This is a genomic window from Clostridium sulfidigenes (assembly GCF_000732635.1).
Taxonomy (GTDB): Bacteria; Bacillota; Clostridia; order Clostridiales; family Clostridiaceae; genus Clostridium_J; species Clostridium_J sulfidigenes.
Window position 1 is genome coordinate 39,387 of the sequence record NZ_JPMD01000023.1, and the last position, 25,079, is coordinate 64,465.

The 25,079-nt window shown below is 30.7% G+C and carries 25 protein-coding genes and 2 pseudogenes; 24 read left to right on the top strand and 3 right to left on the bottom strand.

Annotated elements, in window-relative coordinates; all coding sequences use genetic code 11:
• A complete protein-coding gene (locus tag IO99_RS09345) occupies positions 1-636 on the top strand; it encodes a thiamine diphosphokinase (RefSeq protein WP_035132717.1) in 636 nt (211 codons plus the stop codon).
• A 119-nt stretch (positions 637-755) separates the two neighbouring features.
• The gene (locus IO99_RS19325; RefSeq protein WP_198028577.1) at positions 756-911 is read left to right on the top strand and encodes a hypothetical protein; all 156 of its coding nucleotides are present in this window, start codon (positions 756-758) and stop codon (positions 909-911) included.
• A gap of 156 nt (positions 912-1,067) precedes the next feature.
• On the opposite strand, the gene rpmB is transcribed toward IO99_RS19325, so the two are convergent.
• A complete protein-coding gene (rpmB, locus tag IO99_RS09350) occupies positions 1,068-1,259 on the bottom strand; it encodes a 50S ribosomal protein L28 (RefSeq protein ID WP_035132719.1) in 192 nt (63 codons plus the stop codon).
• A gap of 223 nt (positions 1,260-1,482) precedes the next feature.
• Between rpmB and IO99_RS09355 the strand changes: the two genes are divergently transcribed.
• The 6 genes and pseudogenes from IO99_RS09355 to IO99_RS09380 all read left to right on the top strand — a co-directional run bounded on the left by IO99_RS09355 (position 1,483) and on the right by IO99_RS09380 (position 7,194).
• A complete protein-coding gene (locus IO99_RS09355) occupies positions 1,483-1,833 on the top strand; it encodes an Asp23/Gls24 family envelope stress response protein (protein WP_035132721.1) in 351 nt (116 codons plus the stop codon).
• A 13-nt stretch (positions 1,834-1,846) separates the two neighbouring features.
• Complete coding sequence (locus IO99_RS09360) at positions 1,847-3,493, top strand: DAK2 domain-containing protein (protein WP_035132723.1); 1,647 nt, start codon at positions 1,847-1,849, stop codon at positions 3,491-3,493.
• Positions 3,494-3,539: 46 nt separating this feature from the next.
• A pseudogene (recG, locus tag IO99_RS09365) lies at positions 3,540-5,573 on the top strand (ATP-dependent DNA helicase RecG).
• Positions 5,574-5,590: 17 nt separating this feature from the next.
• Entirely contained in the window at positions 5,591-6,145 is a 555-nt protein-coding gene (gene rsmD / locus IO99_RS09370; RefSeq protein WP_035132725.1) for a 16S rRNA (guanine(966)-N(2))-methyltransferase RsmD, read from the top strand.
• Positions 6,146-6,148: 3 nt separating this feature from the next.
• Complete coding sequence (gene coaD / locus IO99_RS09375; protein ID WP_035132727.1) at positions 6,149-6,643, top strand: pantetheine-phosphate adenylyltransferase; 495 nt, start codon at positions 6,149-6,151, stop codon at positions 6,641-6,643.
• Positions 6,643-7,194 (top strand): ATP synthase F0 subunit B, encoded by a 552-nt coding sequence (locus IO99_RS09380; protein ID WP_035132729.1) that lies wholly within the window; start codon positions 6,643-6,645, stop codon positions 7,192-7,194. Before coaD ends, IO99_RS09380 begins: the two co-directional genes overlap by 1 nt.
• On the opposite strand, the gene ylbJ is transcribed toward IO99_RS09380, so the two are convergent.
• Both ylbJ and IO99_RS09390 read right to left on the bottom strand, forming a co-directional pair.
• Positions 7,191-8,369 (bottom strand): sporulation integral membrane protein YlbJ, encoded by a 1,179-nt coding sequence (gene ylbJ, locus IO99_RS09385; RefSeq protein WP_035132731.1) that lies wholly within the window; start codon positions 8,367-8,369, stop codon positions 7,191-7,193. The two genes, IO99_RS09380 and ylbJ, sit on opposite strands and share 4 nt — an antisense overlap.
• A 167-nt stretch (positions 8,370-8,536) precedes the next feature.
• Positions 8,537-9,757 carry a nucleotidyltransferase gene (locus IO99_RS09390; RefSeq protein WP_035132734.1) on the bottom strand — a complete coding sequence of 407 codons (1,221 nt, stop codon included), beginning with the start codon at positions 9,755-9,757 and terminating at the stop codon, positions 8,537-8,539.
• Positions 9,758-9,933: 176 nt separating this feature from the next.
• Here IO99_RS09390 and pta point away from each other — a divergent pair, with 176 nt between their 5' ends.
• The 16 genes and pseudogenes from pta to trmD all read left to right on the top strand — a co-directional run bounded on the left by pta (position 9,934) and on the right by trmD (position 25,045).
• Complete coding sequence (pta, locus tag IO99_RS09395; protein WP_035132736.1) at positions 9,934-10,935, top strand: phosphate acetyltransferase; 1,002 nt, start codon at positions 9,934-9,936, stop codon at positions 10,933-10,935.
• Between the two features lie 86 nt (positions 10,936-11,021).
• Positions 11,022-12,218 carry an acetate/propionate family kinase gene (locus tag IO99_RS09400; protein ID WP_035132739.1) on the top strand — a complete coding sequence of 399 codons (1,197 nt, stop codon included), beginning with the start codon at positions 11,022-11,024 and terminating at the stop codon, positions 12,216-12,218.
• A gap of 243 nt (positions 12,219-12,461) precedes the next feature.
• Positions 12,462-12,962: a YceD family protein gene (locus IO99_RS09405; protein ID WP_035132835.1), complete on the top strand. Its 501-nt coding sequence runs from the start codon at positions 12,462-12,464 to the stop codon at positions 12,960-12,962.
• Between the two features lie 2 nt (positions 12,963-12,964).
• Complete coding sequence (gene rpmF, locus IO99_RS09410; RefSeq protein ID WP_035132741.1) at positions 12,965-13,147, top strand: 50S ribosomal protein L32; 183 nt, start codon at positions 12,965-12,967, stop codon at positions 13,145-13,147.
• A gap of 100 nt (positions 13,148-13,247) precedes the next feature.
• Positions 13,248-14,241, top strand: a pseudogene (gene plsX, locus IO99_RS09415) (phosphate acyltransferase PlsX).
• 138 nt (positions 14,242-14,379) lie between these two features.
• Positions 14,380-14,610 (top strand): acyl carrier protein, encoded by a 231-nt coding sequence (gene acpP / locus IO99_RS09420; RefSeq protein WP_035132743.1) that lies wholly within the window; start codon positions 14,380-14,382, stop codon positions 14,608-14,610.
• 149 nt (positions 14,611-14,759) lie between these two features.
• Positions 14,760-15,458, top strand: coding sequence for a ribonuclease III (gene rnc, locus IO99_RS09425; protein ID WP_035132745.1), 699 nt, complete (start codon positions 14,760-14,762; stop codon positions 15,456-15,458).
• Entirely contained in the window at positions 15,451-16,536 is a 1,086-nt protein-coding gene (locus IO99_RS09430; RefSeq protein WP_035132747.1) for an elongator complex protein 3, read from the top strand. The genes rnc and IO99_RS09430 overlap by 8 nt, the downstream gene beginning before the upstream one ends.
• 216 nt (positions 16,537-16,752) lie before the next feature.
• A complete protein-coding gene (gene smc / locus IO99_RS09435) occupies positions 16,753-20,310 on the top strand; it encodes a chromosome segregation protein SMC (RefSeq protein ID WP_035132749.1) in 3,558 nt (1,185 codons plus the stop codon).
• Positions 20,311-20,321: 11 nt separating this feature from the next.
• A complete protein-coding gene (ftsY, locus tag IO99_RS09440) occupies positions 20,322-21,233 on the top strand; it encodes a signal recognition particle-docking protein FtsY (RefSeq protein WP_035132751.1) in 912 nt (303 codons plus the stop codon).
• Positions 21,234-21,303: 70 nt separating this feature from the next.
• Positions 21,304-21,651, top strand: coding sequence for a putative DNA-binding protein (locus IO99_RS09445; RefSeq protein ID WP_035132753.1), 348 nt, complete (start codon positions 21,304-21,306; stop codon positions 21,649-21,651).
• 11 nt (positions 21,652-21,662) lie between these two features.
• The gene (ffh, locus tag IO99_RS09450; RefSeq protein WP_035132755.1) at positions 21,663-23,024 is read left to right on the top strand and encodes a signal recognition particle protein; all 1,362 of its coding nucleotides are present in this window, start codon (positions 21,663-21,665) and stop codon (positions 23,022-23,024) included.
• A 39-nt stretch (positions 23,025-23,063) separates the two neighbouring features.
• Positions 23,064-23,306, top strand: coding sequence for a 30S ribosomal protein S16 (gene rpsP / locus IO99_RS09455; RefSeq protein ID WP_035132758.1), 243 nt, complete (start codon positions 23,064-23,066; stop codon positions 23,304-23,306).
• A gap of 29 nt (positions 23,307-23,335) precedes the next feature.
• Positions 23,336-23,563, top strand: coding sequence for a KH domain-containing protein (locus IO99_RS09460; protein ID WP_035132761.1), 228 nt, complete (start codon positions 23,336-23,338; stop codon positions 23,561-23,563).
• Between the two features lie 259 nt (positions 23,564-23,822).
• A complete protein-coding gene (gene rimM, locus IO99_RS09465; RefSeq protein WP_035132763.1) occupies positions 23,823-24,320 on the top strand; it encodes a ribosome maturation factor RimM in 498 nt (165 codons plus the stop codon).
• Positions 24,320-25,045 (top strand): tRNA (guanosine(37)-N1)-methyltransferase TrmD, encoded by a 726-nt coding sequence (trmD, locus tag IO99_RS09470; RefSeq protein WP_035132765.1) that lies wholly within the window; start codon positions 24,320-24,322, stop codon positions 25,043-25,045. Before rimM ends, trmD begins: the two co-directional genes overlap by 1 nt.
• Positions 25,046-25,079: the final 34 nt, after the last annotated feature.

Sequence of the window (25,079 nt, forward strand, 5' to 3'; positions counted from 1 at the left end):
ATGCAAGCAGTTATAGTTGGAGGAGGAGATCCTCCAAGTAAAAAGATTTTAGATAAATATATAAATGAAAAGTCTATAATTATAGCAGCTGATGGAGGTGCTAACGTTCTTTTAAATCATGAAATACATCCAAATTATTTGTTAGGAGATTTTGACTCTATTGATGAAAAAACGTATATAGAAATAAGTAATAGCTCTAAAACCATTAGATTTCCAAAGGAGAAGGATTATACAGATAGTCATATAGCTTTTAATAAGGCAGTGGAGTTAGGAGCTACAGAAATAATTTTTTTAGGATGTACGGGGAAGAGAATTGATCATTTCTATGCAAATTTATGTATTCTCAATAAAGGTTTAAAAAAATCAATAGATTGTCGTATAATAGATGAGTATAATGAAATCTATCTTATAGATAAACCTACAAATATATTTGGGAAAAAAGGGGATATATTTTCTCTATTTAGTTATTTAGAAGATACCCATGATTTAACTATAGAGGGAGTCAAATATAAATTAAAGAATTTTGAGCTAGCACAAGGAAACAATCTCACTGTATCTAATGAGTTTGAGGAGGAAAAAGTTAGCATAACTTTTTCTAAAGGATGTCTTATAGTAGTGAGAATTCATAAAATATAAATTTTAAATATAGGATTACAGTCATTATTACAATTGATGATTGTAATTTTTTTATTTATGTACCACTTTTTACGTCAATACATATAATGATACTAAAAAGGCTTATGGGGGAAGTAAGTATGAGGAGTAGGACAACTAAAAGGTTGGGACTTATTGTTAGTTCTGTAGGAGCAGGGATAGTATTAGCTATGCTAATTCCATTTTGGGGGTGGATGGTAGCCATAGGTTGTGCCATTATATGTGCTGGATGGTTTATAATGAATAAGTTTTGCTAACAATTGGTTAAGGAGGTTAAAGGGTGACTATAAGAGTAATTAAACTACCTAAGTTTTTATCTAAAATAGTTAAAATTTTTGTAAGAAAAAAACATAGTTATTAATTTTGCACATAAAAAAATGCAACTATAAAGGTAGTTGCATTTTTTTTACCAATTAAACGGCACGTTGAACCTTACCAGAACGTAAGCATCTAGTACAAACGTGTACTGTCTTAGGTGAACCGTTAACTATAGCTTTAACTTTTTTTAAGTTTGGAGCCCATTTTCTTTTTGATTGACGGTGAGAGTGAGAGAATTGTACTCCTGAAACTACACCTTTATCGCATATTTCACATCTTCTTGACATATATTACACCTCCTCAAAATTTCAACATACTGCTATAAATCAAACACAAGTTATTTTAACATAATTACTATGATTGTTGCAAGTATTAAGAAAAATAAACACATACCATTATATTATACATATTGTTATAATAAAATTCAATGATATATATAATTATATTAGTTGAATTAAATCTTAAGTTAATATAAAATGTTTATAAGGTATAATTAAGGAGGAATTGATTATGAAAGCTAATATAACAACTGAAATAGGAAATATATACTATTCTGAAGATGTAATAGCTAATATAGCAGGTGTATCAACCATGGAATGCTATGGAGTTGTTGGCATGGCTTTAAAGAATGCTAAGGATGGTTTATGGGAATTATTAAAAGCTGAAAACCTAGCAAAAGGAGTTAAAATAACTCAAAAAGAGAATGTTATAGCTATAGAACTATATATAATTGTTGAATATGGAACTAAAATTGCAGTAATCGCTAATAATATAATACAAACAGTTAGATACAATTTAGAAAATCTTACAGGTGTTAAGGTTTCTCAAGTTACTGTTAATATTCAAGGCATTAGAGTTTAAGGGGGAACATAAAGTGGCATATACACAGATTAATGGACGTGATTTTTCAAATATGATAAAAAGTGCTTCAAATGCATTAGAGAAGCAGAAAGAATATGTAAACTCCTTGAATGTATTCCCAGTACCTGATGGAGATACAGGAACAAATATGTCTTTAACCTTTAAGGCTGCAGCTAGAGAAATAGAAGGTTTAGAGAATAAGGGTATAGGAGAAGTATCTAAGAGGTTAGCTAAGGGTGCTTTAATGGGAGCTAGAGGAAACTCTGGAGTTATTCTTTCTCAGATTTTAAGAGGTATGGCAAAGGGACTTGAAAATGCAGAGGAGGCAACTATAGAGGAAGTTAAGAATTCTTTTGTAGAAGGCTCAAATTTTGCTTATAAAGCAGTTATGAGACCAACAGAAGGAACGATTTTAACTATAATTAGAGCGGCGGGAGAAGCTGCTATCTGCAGTGAAGCTGAAAATATAGTTGAATTATTTGAAGAAGTATGTGAAGAAAGTAAAAAGATGCTTGATAAGACTCCAGAAATGTTACCACAGTTAAAACAAGCTAAGGTAGTAGATGCTGGTGGAATGGGATTATTAATAATATTAAGAGGTATGTTAGAAGTTCTAAAAAATAAAAGTGAAGTTTCTTTAATTAATGATTTAGAAGGTGAGTCAGAAAATAATTATGATATTCCAGAGCTAAACATGGCTCCGGAAGATATTAAATTTGGATACTGCACAGAGTTTATCATACTTAATGAAGTAAAAGATATACCAAAATTTAAAGATTTCCTTGAATCTCAAGGTGATTCATTAGTTCTTGTAGGATTAGAGGATATAACTAAGGTTCATGTTCATACTAATGATCCAGGAGCAGTTTTATCTAAAGCAGTAACCTTTGGAGATCTTTCAAAAATTAAAATTGAAAATATGAGAGAACAACACAGATCTTTATTAGGAATAGATGAAAGTAGCAATGATGCAGTAGTGGAAGAAATAAAAGAAGATCCTAAAGCTTATGGATTTGTAACTGTAGCTAGAGGTAACGGGATTTCTTCAATATTTAAAGATCTTGGCGTAGATCAGGTTATTGAAGGTGGTCAGACTATGAATCCTAGTACAGAGGATATAGTTAATAGTATCAATAAAATTAATGCTGAGGTAGTATTTGTTCTTCCAAATAATAAAAATATAATAATGGCAGCTACACAAGCTGTAGATTTAATAGAAGATAAAAAGGTTATAGTAATTCCTACAAAAACTATCCCTCAAGGAATTACAGCTATAACTATGTTTAATCCAGATGGCTCTTCAGAAGAAAATGAAGCAGCTATGAATGAAACTATAGAAACTGTTACTTCTGGTTCTGTAACCTATGCGGTTAAGGATACCGAAGACAATGGTAGACATATTAAAGAGGGAGATATTCTAGGATTATTAGAAGGAAAAATAAATGAAATAGGTCAGGATGTATATGCTGTATGTAAAAAGCTTATAGAAAACATGGTAAATGAAGATAGCGAGCTTATTACTATATTCTATGGTGAAGACTGTGAAGAGAATAAGGTTAACCAGTTAATATCAGAATTAGAAGAAGCATATCCAGAGATGGATGTTCAATGTTTTAATGGTGAGCAACCATTATACTATTTTATTACATCAGTAGAATAAAAGCCTTAGGGCTTTTTTTCTATGTTAGCCATATGGAGTTGATAAGGTGAATATTTATAGTAGTGTTACAGCCATTAAAGGTGTAGGGCCTAAAATGGCTGAGAAATTGAGTAAATGTGGAATATATAGTATTTTAGATTTATTGTTATACTTTCCAAGGGATTATGAGAGTATCTTTATTGTTGAAGATTTAGATGAAGTGGATTCTAAGGGAAAGATAATATTGGAAGTTGGAGTGGAGAGAATTTTACCTGACATAAGGACAAAAACAGGCAAAATACTTACAACCATTAGATTTATTCATAAAGGCAGATTAGTTAAGGGAATATGGTTTAATCAGCCTATGTGAAAAGTAGTTTTAGAATTGGCAGTAGATATGTTATAAGTGGCATTATAGAGAAACAAGGTAGAGATTTTATAATTAAAAATGGAACCATAATGAGGAATACTACTACAGAGAGTACAGATATTATGGCAAGATATCCCTTAAGAGATGATATTTCTAATACTTTTATAAACAAAATAGTTACAGAAACTTTAAACACAGTAAAAATACAAGAAAATTTACCAAAGTCAATTTTGGATGAACATGATTTTATGTCTTTGGATAGTGCTATAAGAAATATACATAATCCTAAAAGTTTAAAGTTATTAGAAGAGGCAAGAAAAAGATTAAAGTTTCAAGAGTTATTTACATACTCTTTAAAGCTTATGGCCTTAAAAAATAGAAGTATTAATTCTAAGGGAATCTCCTTTTCCATATCAAAGGATCTGAAAGCTTTAAAGGATAAGTTGCCTTTTCAGTTAACAGATGCACAAACTAGAACTGTTAGAGAAATATTAAGAGATCAAAAGAAACCTAGTCCTATGAATAGATTAGTTCAAGGAGATGTAGGTAGTGGTAAGACTATAGTTGCTTTTATTGCCCTTTTTAATGTTATTATGAATGGGTATCAAGGTGCCATGATGGCGCCTACAGAAATATTGGCAAAACAGCATTACTACGAGGCAGAAAAAGTTTTTAAGGATTTTAATATTACCATAGAGTTACTAACAGGTAGTACCACAGAAAAAAATAAAAACCTTATAAAAGAAAAGTTATTGAAAGGTGAAATAGACTTAATAATAGGTACTCATGCTTTGATAGAAGATAATGTCCAGTTTAAAAACTTAGGACTTATAATAACTGATGAACAGCATAGATTTGGTGTTGGTCAAAGAACTAGATTTGGAAATAAGCGTGAAGATATTGATGTACTTGTAATGAGTGCTACACCTATTCCAAGGACCTTATGTTTATATCTTTATGGAGATTTAGAAGTATCGATAATAGATACTTTACCACCAGGGCGAAAACCCATTGATACCTATTATTTATCTACTCAGGAAAAGGGGAGAATATATAACTTTGCTTTAGAGGAGATAAAAAAAGGAAGACAGATTTATGTAGTTTGTCCACTGGTTGAAGAAAATGAAGATATGAAATTAAGTTCTGTAACAGCATTATATGAAGAACTAAAAAAAAACTTACTTTAAAAGTATGGAAATCGCCATTCTTCATGGTAAAATGAGTAATAAAGACAAAAATTTAATTATGAGTGAATTTAAAGAAGGAAACATTAAGGTGTTAATATCCACTACGGTTATTGAAGTAGGTGTAAATGTACCTAATGCAACGGTTATGATTATAGAAAATGCAGAGCGGTTTGGATTATCTCAATTGCATCAGTTAAGAGGAAGAGTTGGAAGAGGGTCTCATAAATCTTATTGTGTTCTTGTAGCTAATATAAAAAGTGAAACAACTAAAAAGAGAATGGACATAATGAAAAATAGCAATGATGGTTTTTATATAGCGGAACAAGATTTAAAATTAAGAGGAAGTGGAGAAATGTTTGGACTTAGACAATCTGGTGAAAATGGATTAATTCTTAGTGATTTATCAGAGGATTTTCAACTATTTAAAATAGCAAATCAGGAAGCTAAGAAATTTATTAATAACAAGGATGAAGAAAACAAAAGAATACTTAAAGAAATAATGATTAACTTAGAGAAAAGCACTAGTTATATTTGCTTTAACTAAGGTCAAAGGAGATAAAAATGAGAGTAATTGCAGGAAAAGCTAAAGGAAGAAAGTTACTATCACCAGAGGGGATGGGCACTAGACCTACTCTAGATAGAGTTAAAGAATCAATTTTCAGCATAATACAAAATAAAGTAAGAGGCAGTATAGTTTTAGATCAGTTTTCTGGTACAGGAAGCCTAGGTCTAGAGGCTGCAAGTAGAGGAGCTAAAGAGTGTCATTTAATAGACATGGGAGATGTAACTTATAAATATTTAAAAGAAAATATTAAAAATTTAAAGTTTGAAGATTTCTGTACATCTTATAAGGGTGATTCATACAAATACTTAGAGGAGTTTGGGAGAATAGGCAAGGTATTTGATTTAATATTTATAGATCCACCTTATGCAAAAGATATGATTCCACCAGCTCTAGAACTTATAAAAAAACATAATTTACTACAAAGAGATGGCTTAATTGTAACGAAAATAGATTCAGGTGAAGAAATTTGTGAAGGTTATGAAGACATCGTTTTAATAGACCAAAGAAAATACGGAAACACCACTGTATGTTTCTATGAATTTAAGGAGTAAAAAATGATTAAAGCAGTTTATCCGGGCAGTTTTGACCCAATAACAAATGGTCACTTAGATATTATAAAAAGATGTTCATACGTATTTGATCAGGTTACAGTAGCTGTATTACTAAATCCTAACAAAAGTGGCTGGTTTAGCATTGAAGAAAGAATTGATCAAATTGAGAGAGTGGTTAAAGCTTTACCAAATGTAAAAGTAAAAAGTTTTACAGGTCTTTTAGTGGATTTTATGGAAGCAGAAGACAGTGATGTAATGGTTAAGGGACTTAGATCTATGTCAGATTTTGATTATGAGTTTCAAATGGCACTAATGAATAAAAAGCTTGATAAAACAAAAGAAACTATGTTTATGATGACCAACTCTAAGTACTCTTATCTTAGCTCATCAGCTATAAAGCAAGTGGCTTTGTTTAAGGGACACTTGGATGGATTAATTCCAAAAGAGTTAGAAAATGAAATTAGAGAGAGAGCTAAAAGTTTTGAGGGGGAATTATAGTGAAGGTATTAGAACTATTAGATTATCTACAACAAACTATTGACATGTCACCAAAGAATTTAGTAGGTAAAGTATCTATTAATAAAAAAGAAGTCTTAAGAACTCTTAACGAAATGAGAAAATTGCTACCAGATGAATTTGAAGAAGCTAAAAATTTAATGAATCGTAAAGAAATAATTTTAGACGAAGCAAGAAGTGAAGCAGAACGTATTATTCAGGATAGTAGAAAAAGAGCACAACAAGAATATGAAAACTGTGATGTGTTAGTAGCTGCTAAAAAAGAAGCAGAAGAAATATTAGAAAGTGCTAATGAGGAAGCTAAAAAAATTAAAGGTGAAGCTAATAAGCAAGCTAAGGATTTAAAATTTGGAGTTATGAATTATGCAGACAGCACTTTAAGCAATTTACAAAAGGATATAGACATTATAGGAGAAGAGTCTTTAAAAGTTATACAAAATGAAATGGAAGAAATGCTTGTAAAATTATATAAAGAAATTTCTTCCACTACATCTAAGGTAAGAGAAAATATTAAAGAATTAGGAAATGACTAAAAACAATCTCGTAACTTTTTAAATATTACAGGAATAGAAAATATAAATATTAGTAGGACCAAAAACCCTGGTTTAGATGATAGCATAGTATTGTTTATGAAAAAAGTTTCCTGATTAACTAGAGAAAATGGTAGCTTTAAAAATAACAATGTTATCAAGGTGCATATTATTCCCTGAACAACTTTTAGAAGTATATATTTTTTCATTGATACCTTATATTTGTAAACAAAGGAGTATACTTGGAAGGTTATAGATAACCCACTAAAACCTATTAAAAAGCTGCATATAAGAATTTTAATATTTAGGGTTAAGGGGCTTGTAGCTACAATGTTACATCCATTTGTAATTTCTATAAATCCAAGGAAGATTCCATCAAGTAGATTGTAATTAATAATACCGGAACTACATAAAGAAATAAGGGCAGTGTGATATATTCCACTGCTTTTTATTATGTTTATAATTACAGAGAAAATAACTACAAAGCTACCTATTGATAAGCAGGTTTTGGTAGCATCTTCAAGGGCATTTTTCATGGCTACCCCGAAGTTAAGGCTTTCTTTTATCTGTGTGGCAGCAACAGAAGAATTGCTATATATAGTATATTTATTAGTCTTTTTAGTAGGTAATATTAACCCCATAACAATACAAGATAAAGCATTAGAAATAAGAAGGATATAACCTAAAAATGCACTATGGAGCATTGCAGTACCAACAGTACCTATAATAAACAGAGGGCTTCCATTGGTGGCTATATTTAAAAGTCTTTCAAAAGTTGGTTTATCAATAACCTTCCTTTCATAGAGTTCACAAGCATATCTGGACCCAAGAGGATATCCACAAAACAAACTGGCTAAAATAACTACACTACACTCCTTTGGTAGTCTTAAAGGGGTACATAGTATCTTACCTAAAAATTTTGAATAAATTTCTATACCCCCAAAAGAAAAAATTAAGTTAACTATGACCAAGAAGGGGAATAGTGATGGAAATACCGAGTAAAAAAACAGTTTAGCTCCATTTATAGTAAAGGCTATGCAATCTTTAGGATTTAGTATGATGTAAATAATTAAGAGAGAAAATATTGTTGTAAGCAGAAGGTTTTTTGATGATTTTCTAAATAATAAATATATTAAAAATATAATAAGCGCAATTACAATAAAAAATAATGCCTTCATTTAAATAATCCTTTTAAATTGATATACTTAAATATATTTTTTATCTTGGGAATATATGATAACAAAATATAGGTAAAATAAAATCTTCAAGGTACTTTCAAAACAATTCACTAAAAATTAATCTAATGATTTAGGTTATTTTGGTATGGTTCCTTGAAGAATTATGTTTATAATATAATCGGGCTTTGTAGATAATCTTCCATAGCACTTATGGAAGGATTTAGAATGCTATAGCCACTAGTGCATTGTAAATCTAATTTTAAGGTAGGGTTTATATCCTTTGGTAGTTTTGAATATATTGGTATAGAAGAATTGTTCTTCATTGATTTTAATGCCATAGCTCCATGTTTAGTGAAGCCCAAAATACGAGCATATGGACAAGGCTCTTTACGCATTTCTAAGGTATTGTATTCATAAAAGCCTAGAAAATACTGACATAGTATTCTACTGATTCTAGTATAGGTATATCGTTTACTTTTTATCATTTCAATACAATGTTCATAATCTTTAGCGTCTTTTATGGTAGCTAATATCTTATTATGGAGACCTTCAGAAGCATCCGGAATTGATTCGAAAAAGTTATTTTTGCTAGTTATAGCCTTATACTTTATATATGGATACATCATGTAATCAAAGGGAAAATTATAATTTTTATTTTTAAGTTCTACCATATCCTCGTAAACACTAGGAGGAACATGAGATATTAATTCTTCCATTGAAGTATTTGATTTCAAAGATTTTCTAATAGCAGTAGCACTTGAGAAGATATTATTTAAATTGGTACTATTGTAATTTCCACCTTCCCTTTTTATGGTATAGGGTACAATATTACTATGAAGTTTTTTTATGCTCTTAAGATATTCAACACCTAAAATATTATTAGAAGAATTTAGATAATCAGCTAAGTCTTTTTCATTATAGTAATTTTTTTTATTTAAATAATGAATTAAAGCTGAAGAACGAGCCTTTGGAAAAGGTAATCCTCTACCTAATTCTTCTTTCAATAAGGACTTGAATAAAGGAGGTTCTTCTACTAGTAGATCAGATACTTCTTTAAGAAAGTCTATATCACCTGCTTCGCTTCCAAAGCAAATTGAATCTACTATCCCTAGACTATTAAGAAGACTCACGGAACCATAAGAAAAGAATTCCGCAGAAGATAGGCTGTATATTGCAGGGAGTTCTAAAACAATATCTACCCCATTATTTAAAGCCATTGATGTTTTTTTCCATTTATCTACTATAGAAGGAATACCTCTTTGATTAAAGTTTCCACTCATTACTGCAATAATTAAATCACTATTAGTCAATTCTTTAGTTTTATTTATATGAAAAAGGTGTCCATTGTGAAGAGGATTATATTCCACAATAATTCCTGATATTTTCATTAAAATTACCTCCTGTACTCATATAACCATAGATTATATCAAAAAAATGTTAATTATCATAGCCTAATTATTAAATTAAGTCAAAAAAATTCAATATAGAGGTTGAAAAATATATATGAAAAGGGGTATAGTAATAAGGGATATTTAGAATATTTTTACTGAAAGGGGTAAGAAAAATGAGTTTTACACAAAAAGTATGGAAATTAGCACAACAAGAGATGAAGACAATAGTACTTCCAGAAGGTGAAGAAGAAAGAAATTTAAAGGCTTCAGAAATTATCCATAAAAATAAAATAGCTAAAGTTATATTAGTAGGTAGCCAGGATAAGATTAAGGAAAATGCTAAGAATTTCGGGGTAAATATTGAGGGAATTGAAATTGTAGATCCTGAAGTATCACCTAAGACTGCAGAGTATGCAAAAGCATTTTATGAACTTAGAAAAAACAAGGGTGTTACAGAGGAAAAAGCATTACAAACAGTTAAAGACCCAGTTTATTATGGAACAATGATGGTTAAACTAGAAGATGCCCATGGATTAGTTTCAGGAGCAGTACATAGCACAGGGGATTTATTACGTCCAGGACTTCAAATTATAAAAACAGCTCCAGGAATAAAAGTTGTTTCAAGTTTCTTCGTTATGGAACTTGAAAATTCTCCATATGGAGATAATGGCACTCTATTATTTGGAGATTGTGCAGTTAATCCTAATCCAACATCAGAAGAGCTTGCATCAATAGCTATAAGTACAGCAGAAAATGCAAAGACTCTATGTGGAATAGATCCAAAGGTTGCAATGTTATCTTTCTCAACTATGGGAAGTGCTAAACATGAAAATGTAAATAAGGTTGTTGAAGCTACAAGAATGGCAAAAGAAGCTAGACCAGATCTTGCAATAGATGGAGAATTACAATTAGATGCAGCTATAGTTGATAAAGTAGCAAGTCTTAAAGCGCCAAATAGTACAGTAGCAGGAAATTCTAATGTTTTAATATTCCCAGATTTACAAGCAGGAAATATTGGATATAAATTAGTTCAAAGATTTGCAGGAGCTGAAGCTATAGGCCCAGTATGTCAAGGGTTTGCAAAACCAATAAATGACCTTTCAAGAGGATGTAGTGTAGATGATATAGTAAATGTTGTAGCAATTACAGCAGTGCAAGCGCAAAATAGTAAATAAATATTATATTGATTTAATTAAAAATATATTGTAATCTAATATAATGATATATTAATATATTACAAATGCGTCAGGAGGAAATGAGAATGAAAGTATTAGTAATAAACTGTGGAAGTTCTTCATTAAAGTACCAATTAATAAACATGGAAACAGAAGAGAGCTTAGCACAAGGATTAGTTGAAAGAATAGGAATTGAAGGTTCAATTTTAACTCAAAAGGTTCCAGGAAGAGATAAATATATAATAGAGCAACCAATGGTTGACCATAAAGATGCAATAAAATTAGTTTTAGGTGCATTAGTAGATGGTAACCATGGAGTTATTTCTTCAATGGATGAAATATCAGCAGTAGGACACAGAGTTGTTCATGGTGGAGAAAAATATTCAGAATCTGTAGTAATTGATGATGCAGTTATGGAAAGTTTAGAAGAGTGTGTAAAACTTGCGCCACTTCATAATCCAGCAAACATAATTGGAATTAATGCTTGCAAGAGCTTAATGCCAAACACTCCAATGGTTGCAGTATTTGATACAGCATTCCATCAAACAATGCCAAAAACTGCTTATATGTACCCACTACCATATGAGCTATACACTAAGTATGGAATAAGAAAATATGGTTTCCACGGAACATCACATAAATATGTATCAGCAGAATGTGCTAAATTAATGGGCAAAGACATAAAAGATGTTAAAATCATCACTTGTCATCTTGGAAACGGAGCTAGCTTAGCTGCTATAAAAGATGGCCATTGTGTAGATACAAGTATGGGATTCACTCCACTTGAAGGAATAGCAATGGGAACTAGATGTGGAAACATTGACCCTGCTATAGTTACATTCTTAATGAATGAAGGAAAAATGACAGCTAAAGAAGTTGATAATTTAATGAACAAACAATCAGGAGTTCTTGGATTATCAGGAGTAAGTAGTGACTTTAGAGATATAGAAGATGCTGCTAAAGAAGGAAATGAAAGAGCTATTCTTGCTTTAAATGTATATAACTACAGAGTAAGAGAAATGATTGGTGCTTATGCTGCAGCAATGGGCGGAGTAGATGCAGTTGTATTTACAGCAGGACTTGGAGAAAATGCTATAGAAACTAGAGCAGAAATTTGCAAAGGCTTAGAATTCTTAGGTATTGAAATAGATGATGCTAAGAATAATGTTAGAGGAAAATCTACAGAAGTAAGCAAAGATGGAGCTAAAGTAAAAGTATTTGTTATTCCTACAAATGAAGAGTTAGTAATAGCAAGAGATACTAAAGAACTTACTTCTAAATAGTAAAAATATTTATGTGCTTGAGTAAAAAATTAGCTTTTTATCTTAAGGAAAAAATATACATGTGTAAATTACCTTGACTTTTATCGGTATAATTTATATAATAACTTGTGTTTGAATGATATATTTAATTAACTTAAGGAGGGAAGTTGGAGCTTTACTCAAGCTATGCATTTTGCATTATATATAACTAGTCTTAGTTATATGAGAAAAAACAGGTATATTATGTTTTTTCAGAGTGTTGTTATGATTATAAACTTTAAAGATTTAAATGATAAGAACTATGAGAGAAAGAATATAGATATCGAAATTGAGAAAGATAAGTTTTACGATGGTAGTGAAATGGTAAAATACTCCAAGCCTATTAAGTTTAATGGGTTTTTGCGTCGCAAAAAGGAAGTTATAGAACTTGTTGGTGACGTAGATACTGAAGTATTATTAAATTGTTCTAGATGTACAAAAGCTTTTTCTTATGAAGTTAAGGTGCACATAGAAGAAGAAATATCAAACACTGATGATTGTGAGATTATCTCAACCAATACTGAGAATATAGATATTTATGAAATTATTGAAAACAGTATTCTCCTTGAATTACCTGTTAAAAGGTTATGTAAAGAGGATTGCAAAGGCTTATGCCAGACTTGTGGGAAAGATTTAAATTTAGGACAATGTTCTTGTACTGATTTTTATGTAGACCCTAGACTTGAAAAGCTATCACAAATGTTTTCTAACCATAAGGAGGTGTAATAATGGGAAATCCAGCTAGAAAATTTTCAAAAGCAAGAAGAGATTCAAGAAGAGCTCAAACTTTTAAACTTGGTTTACCAGGAATAGTAGAGTGTCCTCAATGCCACGAAATGAAGCTTGCTCACAGAGTTTGTAAGAACTGTGGTTACTACAAGAATAGAGAAGTTGTTTCAACTGAGGAATAAGAAGAAAGTCGATAGACTTTCTTTTTATTTTTATGTGGAAATTTAAATGAAAAAAATATATAATGTATTTAAATATTTTAAAATCATGAAAGGAGTTACTATGAAGGTTGTAGTTGATGGAATGGGTGGAGATAATTCACCTGAAGCTATAGTAGAAGGTTGTGTTCTTGCACAAAAAGAATATGATATAGATATAATAATTACAGGTCAAGAAGATCTTAATAAAAAAAGAATTAGAAAAATATGAATATACCAAAGGAAGAATAACTATTTTAAATACTACTGAAATTATTTCAACTAATGAAGCACCAGTAAAAGCTCTAAAGACTAAGAAGGATTCATCTCTTGTTAAAGCTTTAGAATTAGTTAAGAATAAGGAAGCAGATGCCATTGTATCTGCTGGAAGTACAGGAGCCTTCTTAGCAGGCTGTACTCTTATTGTAAAGAGGATTAAAGGGATAAGTAGACCAGCACTAGCACCAGTTATGCCAGGTAAAAATGGTCCATTTATGATAATAGATGTAGGAGCTAATGCAGATTGTAAACCCCATTATTTAACTCAGTTTGCTCAAATGGGTAAGGTATACTTTGAAAGTGTATTATCTGTTGAAAATCCTACTGTAGGTCTTATAAATATAGGATCAGAGGAAGAAAAGGGAAATGAATTAACCAAGGAAGCTTATCAACTTTTAAAACAAGAGAATTTAAATTTTATAGGAAATGTAGAGCCGAGAGAAATTCCTAAAGGAGAGGTAAATGTCCTTGTATGTGATGGTTTTGTAGGGAATACCGTATTAAAGATGTATGAAGGCGTTGCAGAAACCATTCTAAGTGAGCTTAAAAATGAAATAATGAGTTCCACAACAACAAAAATAGGCGGACTATTATTAAAGCCTGTATTTAAGAGATTTAAAAAGCACTATGACTATAAAGAATACGGTGGAGCTGCATTTTTAGGGGTTGATGGTATTTGCATAAAAGCTCACGGAAGCTCCGATGCCAAGGCTTTAAAAAATGCAATTAAACTTTCTAAAACCTATTATGATACAAAAGTATTAGATAAAGTTAAAGATGCTTTTAAAGAAGAAAAATAAAAAATTAAAATAAGTGAATAAAATTTTGTAGGTTTAGTATATTATAATATAGTATTTGAAAATAAACAGTTGATTATTATCCAATATGCTATTATATTAAATAGTGATATTATATTGAATTTTTAGGAGGTATATAAAATGTTTGAAAAGATAAGAGCAAAAATCGCGGAGCAACTAAGCATAGATGAAAATGATATAACTATGGACTCTGGATTTGTTGATGATTTAGGAGCAGACTCATTGGACTTAGTTGAGTTAATTATGGCCCTTGAAGAGGAATTTGACATGGAAATCCCTGATGAAGATGCAGAAAAAATAACTAGTGTTGGAGATGTAGTTGACTATATAAAAGCACGAGTAGAAGAATAATATCAGCAGGTTCCGTAGAAATGCGGAACCTTATTTTTAGATTTATTCTTGAATTTATCCACTTGAGTTTATTTACTTGAATAATAATATTAAGTTGGTAGGTTATTTAGATAAATTGAAGAATAAACCTTGGCGAAAGAGGTAAAAAGATGAAAATATTAAAAAGTACATTAGAATTAAAAAATAAATTAGGTATTGACTTTAAAGATTTAAATTTATTACAAACAGCAATAACTCATAGTTCTTATGCTAATGAAAGAAACACTGCCTTCAATGAACGATTAGAGTTTTTAGGAGATACAGTTTTAGAATTAATTATATCTGAATATTTATTTACTAATCACATAGATGAAACAGAAGGATACCTTACTAAGGTAAGAGCTTTAATTGTATGTGAAAATTCTTTATTTGAAATAGCTAAGAAGTGGGAACTAGGAAAATACATTTATATGAGTAAAGGTGAAGAATTAACCGGTGGTAGAACTAGAGTATCAATTTTAGCTGATGCTGTAGAAGCTATTATTGCTGCAGTATACTTAGATGAAGGACTTTTAGTAACTAAGGAATTTGTCCTTAAAAACTTTAACTCGATTATTATTAAAGCAGTTAAAAATGAGATAATTTTAGACTATAAGACAAAGCTTCAAGAAATATTACAAAAGAATGGAGATGTAGATATTTCTTATTCTCTTATTAATTTTGAAGGACCACCTCATAGAAGAGAATTTTTTGTGAAGGTTTTGATTAATGGAGAAGCTAAAGGAAGTGGCTCAGGGTATAGTAAGAAAGAAGCTGAACAAATGGCCGCTAGGGAAGTTTTAATTAAGAGGGGTGATATTAGTGAGTAAAAATCATTATATTATACCTATATTTGTGCCTCATATAGGGTGTCCTCATACTTGCGTGTTTTGTAATCAGGATAGTATTACAGGAGATGCAGGGTCAGCAGGTAGCGCAGGAAATGTAGACGGTGCTTATGTAAAAAAAACCATAGAGGACTATTTAGAAACTATAGATAGTAGTGATGCTATAATTGAGGTATCATTTTTCGGTGGTACTTTTACAGGAATTAATATGTGCATCCAAAGAGAACTATTATCAGTAGCTCAAAACTATAAAAAAATAGGAAAGATTAAATTTATAAGATTGTCCACAAGACCAGATTATATAGACCAAGAGATTTTAGACCACCTAAAAAGTTTTGATGTAGATATTATAGAATTAGGAGTTCAATCTTTAGATGAAGAAGTTTTACATAAATCAGGAAGAGGGCATAGTTCAGAAGATGTGGAGAAGGCGTCGAAATTAATAAAAGAATATGGATTTACCTTAGGGCATCAAATCATGCTAGGACTCCCAGGAGATACAAGAGAGAAGGATATTGAAACTACAAGAAAAAGTATTTCTATGAATCCAGATATCTGTAGGATATACCCATCCCTAGTTATTAAGGAAACTCCTATGGAAAAGCTCTTAAGGGAAGGCCTATATAAACCATATACTTTAGAGGAAGCTGTAGATATAAGTAAGATAGTCTATGGAATGATGGAGGGTAATGATATAAAGGTTATTCGAATTGGACTTCAACCTACAGAGGAGATTAGTGCTGATGGAGATGTGGTAGATGGACCTTTTCATCCTGCTTTTAGAGAGCTGGTGGAGAGTAGTGTCTACTGTGATATGATTTATGATTACTATAAAGATAAAGAAATGGATAAGTACAAAATATATATAAATCCTAAAGATATATCTAAGCTTTATTCTAATAAAAAGCAATATTTTAATCTGCTTCTAAAAAAATTAAAGAGTAAAGAAATATTTGTAACTCAAGAAAGAAATATAGGAAAGTCTTCCATAGGGTTTTATAATGGTACAAAGTTAGATATAATTAATCAGAAGGATTATTTTAAACTTAAATATCAATAAAACTTTTGATTATATAGGCTAAAGTAAATATATATTTTAAGTATCCTAGGAAGATTATAGGATATTTTCTTTAAATTAAAGTTAGGAGTGGATTTTATGAGGATGACTAAGAAAAAAAGAGAAAAGTATATAAAAATAATAACTACTTGTATATGCATTGCTATGGCTGCAGTACTTATTTTACCTATAATCTTAGGAGCTTAGGAGTGTGAATAGATGTTCTTAAAATCTATCGAAATAAGAGGATTCAAATCCTTTGCAGATAAGACAGAGCTTACATTTAAAAAGGGTGTAACTGTAGTTGTAGGTCCCAATGGAAGTGGAAAAAGTAATATCTCAGATGCTGTAAGGTGGGTGCTGGGTGAACAAAGTATTAGGAATCTTAGAGGAGATAAAATGGAAGATGTAATCTTTGCAGGTACTCAATATAGAAAACCTGTAGGGCTTGCTCAAGTTTCTCTTACTTTAGATAATAGTGATTCCGACTTAGATATAGCCTATTCTCAGGTAACCGTTGCAAGAAGATTATATAGATCAGGTGAAAGTGAGTATTTAATAAATAATACTGTGTGTAGATTAAAGGATGTACAAGCCTTATTTATGGATACAGGTATAGGTAAGGAAGGATATTCCTTAATAGGACAAGGTAAAATTGATGCAATTTTAAGTGCTAAGTCAGAGGATAGAAGAAAGTTATTAGAAGAGGCTGCAGGTATAGTAAAATATAAAACAAGAAAAGAAGAGGCTGAAAGGAAACTAGATAACACGGAGCAAAATCTTATTAGAATAAATGATATTATTTCTACCTATGAAGAAAGGCTTCCATCCTTAGAAGAAGATTGTGAAAAAGCCAAAATATTTTTAGAAGCTTCTGAAGAGATAAAAGTAAAGGAAGTTAATATAATCATAGATTTTTTGGAAAAAACTAAAATTAACATAGATAGATACAACAACACAATAAATGCTGTAACTACAGATATAGAAACCTTAAAGAAAGAAAAATATGAATTAAAACTAGCTTATGAAAATAATAATGAAGAGCTAGAAGCTTTAAATAATATTTTAGAAGAAAAGAAAAAGATTTATTATGAAAGTCAAAATAAACATCAAGGAGTAATTGGAGAAGTTAAACTCTTTGAAGAAAAAATATTACATTTAGAAGACAGTATAAATAGATTAAACAGTGAAATACTGCAAAAAAATCAATATCTTGAAGAGGCGTATTTGAAAATAGAAAATCAAAGAAAAAGTATTGCTGCCTTAAAAGAAGAAGAATTAGACATAAATAATAAAATAGAAAAAAAACAATTAGAATTAACAAATGTATTAAATAGTGTAACTAGTGATAATAATAGATTGAAGGAATTAGAAGAGATAAAATTTAAGTATTATAATAATATTAATTCTAAAACTAGCGAAATAGATATTTTAAAAAATAATATCGAAATTAGTAGTGGAAATGTAGAAAACTTAATATTAGATGTTCAAACTTTTAAAAATTCTATATTAATAAATAACAAGACCAAGAATCATTTAATAGAAGAAGAGAATAAGGCTAGTATTAATATTGAGAAATATGAAGAGGAAGTTAAGGAAAATAGAAAAAAACTATCTAAGTGTAAGCATGACTTAGAGATCTTAGAGAAAAAATTAAAAGAAATATTGAGAGAGCAAGGAAATAAAGAAGCTAGACTAAATGCTTTAGTAACTTTAGAGAATTCCTATGAAGGATACAATAGATCTGTAAAACTTTTAATGCAACACATAGAGAATAGTAAAGAGTATAAAGCAAATGAGGATTGCTATGTACTCGGAGATATAATAAAGGTTCCAGAGCGGTTTGAAAGAGCAATAGAGATTGCTATGGGAGCTAGCATATCTAATATTGTCACCAAGGATGAACACATAGCAAAAAATCTTATTAATTACTTGAAAAGTAGTAAAATAGGAAGAGCAACCTTTATGCCTATAAATATAGTAAAGGGTAAGAACCTAGTGGTAGATAAAACTGTAAGGGATACTAAGGGATATATAGGCATAGCTAGTGAACTTATAGAATTTGAAGATAAATTTAAGGGTGTAATCGATCAGGTTTTAGGCAAAACTCTTGTATGTGATACTATGGATAATGGACTACATATATCTAAAGTTTGTGGCTATAAATATAGAATTGTTACCTTAGATGGAGAAGTCTTTAATCCAGGGGGATCACTAACGGGAGGAAGTTATTCTAAAAATGCTAACGTAATTGGTAGAAAGAGAGAAATTGAAAAATTAACTGAGGAAGTAGAAGAAAGTCACGGAGTAGTTGCTCTTAAAAATGAAGAAATAACATCAGTTAATGTTAAGATTAAAGAACTAGATGATAGAGGTCTTAACTTAAGAGATGAAATACATTACGAGAGTATTAATATAACAAAGATTAAGGGTGAAATATCCAGGGTTACAGAAGAGGAACTAAGAAACAAAAGAGAACTTCAAAAAGCTAGCGAAAATCTGGGTAAGGAAGAGGAGAAAATTAAAGCCTTAAAAGCTAAATTAACTTTTTCACAGCAGGAATTAACTGAGCTTAAAGATAAAGTAATTGAATTAGAAGGTCAATATGATGAGCATAACAATAAAACTAAAGGCAAAAATTTATATATAGATGCCATTAAAGATGAATTAACCTCTATAAAAATAAATAAAGCAAAGCTTTTAGAAGTTATAAGTAATAATATTCAAGAATTAGATAGGATGACCCAGGCAGTAGATATTGAGAAAAGGCTAATTGAAAGCAATTTGAAAAATATAGAAACATCCACTTTAGCTAAGGAAGAATATAGAATAAACATATCTAAAAGTACTGAAAATACTAAGGAAATTATTAAGTTACTTAAGGAGTTAGAGCAGTTTTTTGAAGAAACCCAAGTAGAAAAGTTAAAGATAAAAGATAAAATTCCAGTTATAACTTCAAAAATTGAAGATATTGATTTACAATTAGATAAACTAGAAAAAGAAATTCATAAAAATCAGATTTCTTTGGCTAAAATTGAATCAGAAGAAGAAGTTCTATTGAAGAAGCTTAATGAAGAGTATAATCTTACCTTTGCAGAAGGATTAAGTTTTAAACTAGAGGGTTATGATATAGCTATATTAAAGAATGAAGTTGCAGAATTGAAAAAGAGAATAACTGCTCTTGGAGTAGTTAACCTAGGAGCCATAGAAGAATTTAAAGAAGTAAATGAAAAGTATACTTTTATGAGCACACAGAGGGAAGATTTAGTTAAGTCTAAGGAAGAAATAATTGAATTCATAGGCGAGATAACTGAAAAGATGAGAGATGTGTTTATGGAGAATTTTAAGCAGCTCAGGATTTACTTCAATGAGACTTTTAAGGAGTTATTTAAGGGTGGAAGTGCTGATTTAAGTCTTCAAGGTGATGATGAGCTAACTTGTAAGATTGAAATAGATGTAGAGCCACCAGGAAAAAAACTTCAAAATATAAATCTACTTTCAGGAGGAGAGAAGGTTTTATCAGCCATTGCACTACTATTTGCAATACTAAAGATGAAGCCAACTCCATTCTGTATACTAGATGAGATTGAGGCAGCGTTAGATGATGCTAATGTACTTAGATATGGAGAATTTTTAAAAAAATTCTCTGAGAACATACAATTCATAGTAATAACTCACAGAAAAGGAACCATGGAAACCAGTGATATGATTTATGGAGTTACTATGGAAGAAAAGGGTGTATCTAAGGTAGTATCCATGGAATTTAATAAGAAATAAGGAGGCTTAATATGTTTGGAGGATTTTTTGATAAGTTAAAACAGGGGCTTAGCAAAACTAGAAATACTATAAATGATGCAGTGACTCAAGTATTAAAACTTGCAGTTACAATAGATGATGATTTATATGAAGAACTAGAAGAAGTATTAATAACTAGTGATATAGGGGTAGAAACCTCAGTAGAAATTATTGAAAGGCTTAGGAAAAAGGTTGTTTCTGAAAGAATCAATGATACTGAAGAGATACTTCCAGCTATGAAATCTATAATTATGGATATGCTAGGAGACTATGAAACCTCAATAATACCTGAATCAACACCAGAAGTAAGATTAGTCATTGGTGTTAATGGAGTAGGAAAAACTACATCCATTGGAAAAATGGCTGCTAGAATAAAAAATAATAATTATAAGGTTTTATTAGCAGCAGCAGATACTTTTAGAGCAGCAGCTATAGATCAATTAGAAGTTTGGAGTAATAGAGCTAATGTGGATATGATAAAACATCAAGAAGGTTCAGATCCAGCAGCTGTTATATACGATGCAGTACAGGCTGCAAAGGCTAGAAAAGTTGATGTGTTAATTTGTGATACTGCAGGTAGACTTCATAATAAGAAAAATCTTATGGATGAACTTGGAAAGATTAATAGAGTTATCGATAGAGAGTATGGAGAAGCTAAAAAGGAAACTTTATTAGTTTTAGATGCTACTACTGGACAAAATGCAGTTATTCAAGCAAAACAATTTATGGAGGTATGTCCTATAGATGGTATAATTCTAACAAAGCTAGATGGTACAGCTAAGGGTGGTATAGTTATCTCTATAAAACATACTTTAAATATTCCAGTTAGATATATAGGAGTAGGGGAAGGTATAGATGATCTTCAAGAATTTAATTCTAGAGATTTTGTAGAAGCTTTATTTTAACTGTTAAGTAAAAATACTTGACAGCTTAAAATTAATTTGTTAATATAAGTTTTGTGAGTTGGGTGATTATATGGAAAAAAGAGTTGAAATATCAATTTTACTAGATTTTTATAACTCATTACTTACTGATAAACAAAGAGATATTATGGATTTATATTATAATAATGACTTATCTCTATCAGAAATAGCAGAAGTTAATAATACTAGTAGGCAAGCAATTCATGACTTAATTAAAAGATGTGGTAATCTTTTAGAAGAGTATGAAAGTAAACTTCACTTAATGAAAAAAACCTTAGCTATAGAAAACTCTAAGACTGAAATTATTAACAAATTAGAAGAATTAAAAGGTACTACTTCTGAAGAAAATATAAAAAAAGAAATAGACCATATAATTAAAGATATAGAAGAGAATGTATAGGAGGTTTTCATATGGCTTTTGAAGGACTATCTTCCAAATTACAAGAGACCATAAAAAAGCTAAAGGGTAAAGGTAAGCTTTCAGAGAAAGATATTAAAGAGGCTATGAGAGAAGTAAAACTTGCTCTTTTAGAAGCCGATGTAAATTATAAGGTTGTTAAAAACTTTGTAAAGTCTGTCAGTGAAAAATGTCTTGGTGATCAAGTTATGGAAAGTTTAACACCAGGTCAGCAAGTAGTTAAAATAGTTAATGAAGAATTAACTGAATTAATGGGAACCACTGAAAAGAAAATAGAATTTGTCAACAATGGAATAACAATGATAATGTTAGTTGGTCTCCAAGGTGCAGGTAAAACAACCATGGCAGGAAAGCTGGCTCTAAATCTTAGAAAAAGCAATAAAAAGCCATTACTAGTAGCCTGTGACGTTTATAGACCAGCAGCTATAAAACAACTACAAGTTGTAGGAAAGTCAATAGATGTACCTGTATTCACCATGGGAGATAAAAATAGCCCAGTAGATATTTCAAAAGCTTCCATTGAACATGCTAAGAGCATTGGAGCTAATGTAGTTATCGTGGATACAGCAGGAAGACTTCACATAGATGAAGCGCTGATGGGAGAACTTGAAGATATAAAAGCTTCAATAAATCCGTCAGAAATTTTATTAGTTGTAGATGCTATGACAGGTCAAGATGCAGTAAATGTAGCTGAAACCTTTAATAATACACTAGATATTACAGGAGTTATCGTTACCAAGTTGGATGGTGATACCAGAGGTGGTGCTGCACTATCAATTAAGGCAATCACTGAAAAACCTATAAAATATGTAGGTATGGGAGAGAAGATGACAGATTTGGAAATCTTCCACCCAGAGAGAATGGCATCAAGAATACTTGGTATGGGAGATGTACTTTCTTTAATTGAGAAAGCTCAATCAGCTATCGATGAGAAGAAAGCTACAGAACTCGGTAACAGAATGATGAATCAAGAATTCAATCTTGAGGACTTTTTAGAGACTATGAATCAAATGAAAAATTTAGGACCTATGGGCAAGTTGGTTGAAATGATTCCAGGCTTTAATGCAAAGGAATTAAAAGGCGTAGACTTTTCACAAAGTGAAAAGGCCATGGGAAAGATGGAAGCAATAATCCATTCCATGACTGCCAAGGAAAGAAAAAATCCAAGTATAGTATCTTCTTCACCATCTAGAAAGAAGAGAATAGCCGATGGTTCAGGTTCTAACATTCAAGCAGTGAATAAACTTTTAAAAGACTTCGAGATGATGAAAAAAATGATGAAACAGATGAAGGGCATGGGAGGCAAGGCTGGTAAATTTGGTAAAAAAGGCTTGTTTGGAAAATTACCTTTCTAAGTTCAAATACACATAACCTTTGAAGGAGGTGAAAATATAATGGCAGTAAAAATAAGATTAAGAAGAATGGGTGCTAAAAAAGCTCCTTTCTACAGAATAGTTGTTGCTGATTCAAGATCTCCAAGAGATGGAAGATTTGTTGAAGAGATTGGATACTACAATCCAACTACAGAGCCAGTAACTGTTAAAATCGATGAAGAGAAAGCAGTTAAATGGGTAAAAAATGGAGCTCAACCAACAGACACAGTTAAAAGACTTTTCAACAATGCAGGAATAAAATAGGAAAGTTTAATTGATTGGAGGCGCAATCCATGAAAGAATTACTTACAATTATTGCAAGGTCATTAGTTGATAACCCTGATTCAGTGCAAGTAAATGAAATTGCTGGAGAGCATTCTATAATTTTAGAATTAAAGGTTGCTGAAGAAGATATGGGGAAAGTAATTGGAAAACAGGGAAGAATAGCTAAGTCTATTAGAACTGTTGTTAAAGCAGCAGCGATTAAAGAAAATAAAAGAGTTGTTGTAGAAATAATATAAGAGTTAGGAATACCTAGCTCTTATTTTTTTTATATATTGTAGTTGACAAGAATTACAAAGAATTATTATAATAAACAGAGTTCTTAGTATCAGTATTTTCGATACTTAGAAATCGTTATCCAGGGACGTAGTAGCTCTTAACTGCCGACTTAAGAATAAGGAGGGAGTATTAGAGCTAATAGTCATCGGGTAAACAGAGTTTATGAAAATTTTTTTTTTGTTAATAATATTAAGTAATTAAATAGTGAGGAGATATATGATGAGGGAATTGATGAGCGTTGGGCAGATAACTAAGCCCCATGGAGTAAGAGGAGAAGTTAAGGTGCTTTCTCTAACAGATAGCTTAGAAAGATTTAGAGACTTAGATAAGGTATACATAGATGATAAAGAAATAAAAATTACATCTGTTAAGCTTCAAAAGGATAGAGCTATATTAAAAATAGAAGGAATTGACTCTATTGAAGAAGCTGAAATTTATAGAAATAAATATCTTCAAGTAAAAAGAGAAGATGCTATAAAATTACCAGAGGGTAGCTACTATGTTGCAGATTTAATGGATTGTTATGTTTATGATACAGATGGAGAAGAATTAGGAAAAGTATATGATGTTATTGCAACGGGAAGTAATGATGTATATTGGGTTAAATCAGAAGGAAAAGAAGACGTGCTAGTTCCTGCTTTAAAGACAATTGTAGAAGAAGTAGATATAGAAAATAATAAAATTGTAATAAAACCAGTGAAGGTATGGTCTGAATAATGAAGATAGATATATTAACTTTATTTCCAGAGATGTTTCAGGTATTTAATCATAGTATCATAGGAAATGCTATGGAAAAAGGAATATTATCTATAAATACTACTAATATAAGAGACTTCTCTACTAATAAACATAAAAAGGTTGATGATTACCCTTATGGAGGTGGAGCAGGCATGGTGATGACCCCAGAACCCATTGTGAACTCCATAAAACATCTAAGAGAAAATAATAAAGGAAAAGTTATATTTTTAGGTCCTAGAGGTAAGACTTTAAATCAAGAGTTATGTAAAGAACTTGCCAAAGAGGAGGAGTTAATATTTTTATGTGGTCATTACGAAGGTATAGATGAGCGAGTATATAAATATATAGATATGGAAATTTCTCTAGGGGATTTTGTTTTAACAGGGGGAGAAATGGCTTGCATACCTGTAGTTGATAGTATTGCTAGAATGATACCAGGAGTTTTATCCTGTAATGAGAGTTATGAAGAAGAATCCTTTTATGAAGGATTATTAGAATATCCTCAATATACAAGACCTTTTTCCTTTGAAGGAGATGAAGTTCCAGAGGTATTAATATCTGGACATCACGAAAATGTAAGAAAGTGGCGAAGGCTTAAATCATTACTGATTACAAAGGAGAGAAGAAGGGACTTATATAAAAATGTAGAACTGACTAAAGAAGATAAAAAGCTGCTGGAGAATCATCATAAAAAGGATAAATAATATTGCACATTGAAATATTATGTGATAAAATGAG

Coding starts and splice junctions, on each gene's coding strand:
- rpsP (WP_035132758.1), top strand. CDS start 23,064: ATGGCAGTAAAAATAAGATTAAGAAGAATGGGTGCTAAAAAAGCTCCT.
- IO99_RS09345 (WP_035132717.1), top strand. CDS start 1: ATGCAAGCAGTTATAGTTGGAGGAGGAGATCCTCCAAGTAAAAAGATT.
- pta (WP_035132736.1), top strand. CDS start 9,934: ATGAGTTTTACACAAAAAGTATGGAAATTAGCACAACAAGAGATGAAG.
- acpP (WP_035132743.1), top strand. CDS start 14,380: ATGTTTGAAAAGATAAGAGCAAAAATCGCGGAGCAACTAAGCATAGAT.
- rimM (WP_035132763.1), top strand. CDS start 23,823: ATGAGGGAATTGATGAGCGTTGGGCAGATAACTAAGCCCCATGGAGTA.
- IO99_RS09460 (WP_035132761.1), top strand. CDS start 23,336: ATGAAAGAATTACTTACAATTATTGCAAGGTCATTAGTTGATAACCCT.
- IO99_RS09405 (WP_035132835.1), top strand. CDS start 12,462: ATGATTATAAACTTTAAAGATTTAAATGATAAGAACTATGAGAGAAAG.
- IO99_RS09390 (WP_035132734.1), bottom strand. CDS start 9,757: ATGAAAATATCAGGAATTATTGTGGAATATAATCCTCTTCACAATGGA.
- ylbJ (WP_035132731.1), bottom strand. CDS start 8,369: ATGAAGGCATTATTTTTTATTGTAATTGCGCTTATTATATTTTTAATA.
- ftsY (WP_035132751.1), top strand. CDS start 20,322: ATGTTTGGAGGATTTTTTGATAAGTTAAAACAGGGGCTTAGCAAAACT.
- trmD (WP_035132765.1), top strand. CDS start 24,320: ATGAAGATAGATATATTAACTTTATTTCCAGAGATGTTTCAGGTATTT.
- smc (WP_035132749.1), top strand. CDS start 16,753: ATGTTCTTAAAATCTATCGAAATAAGAGGATTCAAATCCTTTGCAGAT.
- coaD (WP_035132727.1), top strand. CDS start 6,149: ATGATTAAAGCAGTTTATCCGGGCAGTTTTGACCCAATAACAAATGGT.
- IO99_RS09445 (WP_035132753.1), top strand. CDS start 21,304: ATGGAAAAAAGAGTTGAAATATCAATTTTACTAGATTTTTATAACTCA.
- IO99_RS19325 (WP_198028577.1), top strand. CDS start 756: ATGAGGAGTAGGACAACTAAAAGGTTGGGACTTATTGTTAGTTCTGTA.
- rnc (WP_035132745.1), top strand. CDS start 14,760: ATGAAAATATTAAAAAGTACATTAGAATTAAAAAATAAATTAGGTATT.
- rpmB (WP_035132719.1), bottom strand. CDS start 1,259: ATGTCAAGAAGATGTGAAATATGCGATAAAGGTGTAGTTTCAGGAGTA.
- IO99_RS09400 (WP_035132739.1), top strand. CDS start 11,022: ATGAAAGTATTAGTAATAAACTGTGGAAGTTCTTCATTAAAGTACCAA.
- IO99_RS09355 (WP_035132721.1), top strand. CDS start 1,483: ATGAAAGCTAATATAACAACTGAAATAGGAAATATATACTATTCTGAA.
- rsmD (WP_035132725.1), top strand. CDS start 5,591: ATGAGAGTAATTGCAGGAAAAGCTAAAGGAAGAAAGTTACTATCACCA.
- rpmF (WP_035132741.1), top strand. CDS start 12,965: ATGGGAAATCCAGCTAGAAAATTTTCAAAAGCAAGAAGAGATTCAAGA.
- ffh (WP_035132755.1), top strand. CDS start 21,663: ATGGCTTTTGAAGGACTATCTTCCAAATTACAAGAGACCATAAAAAAG.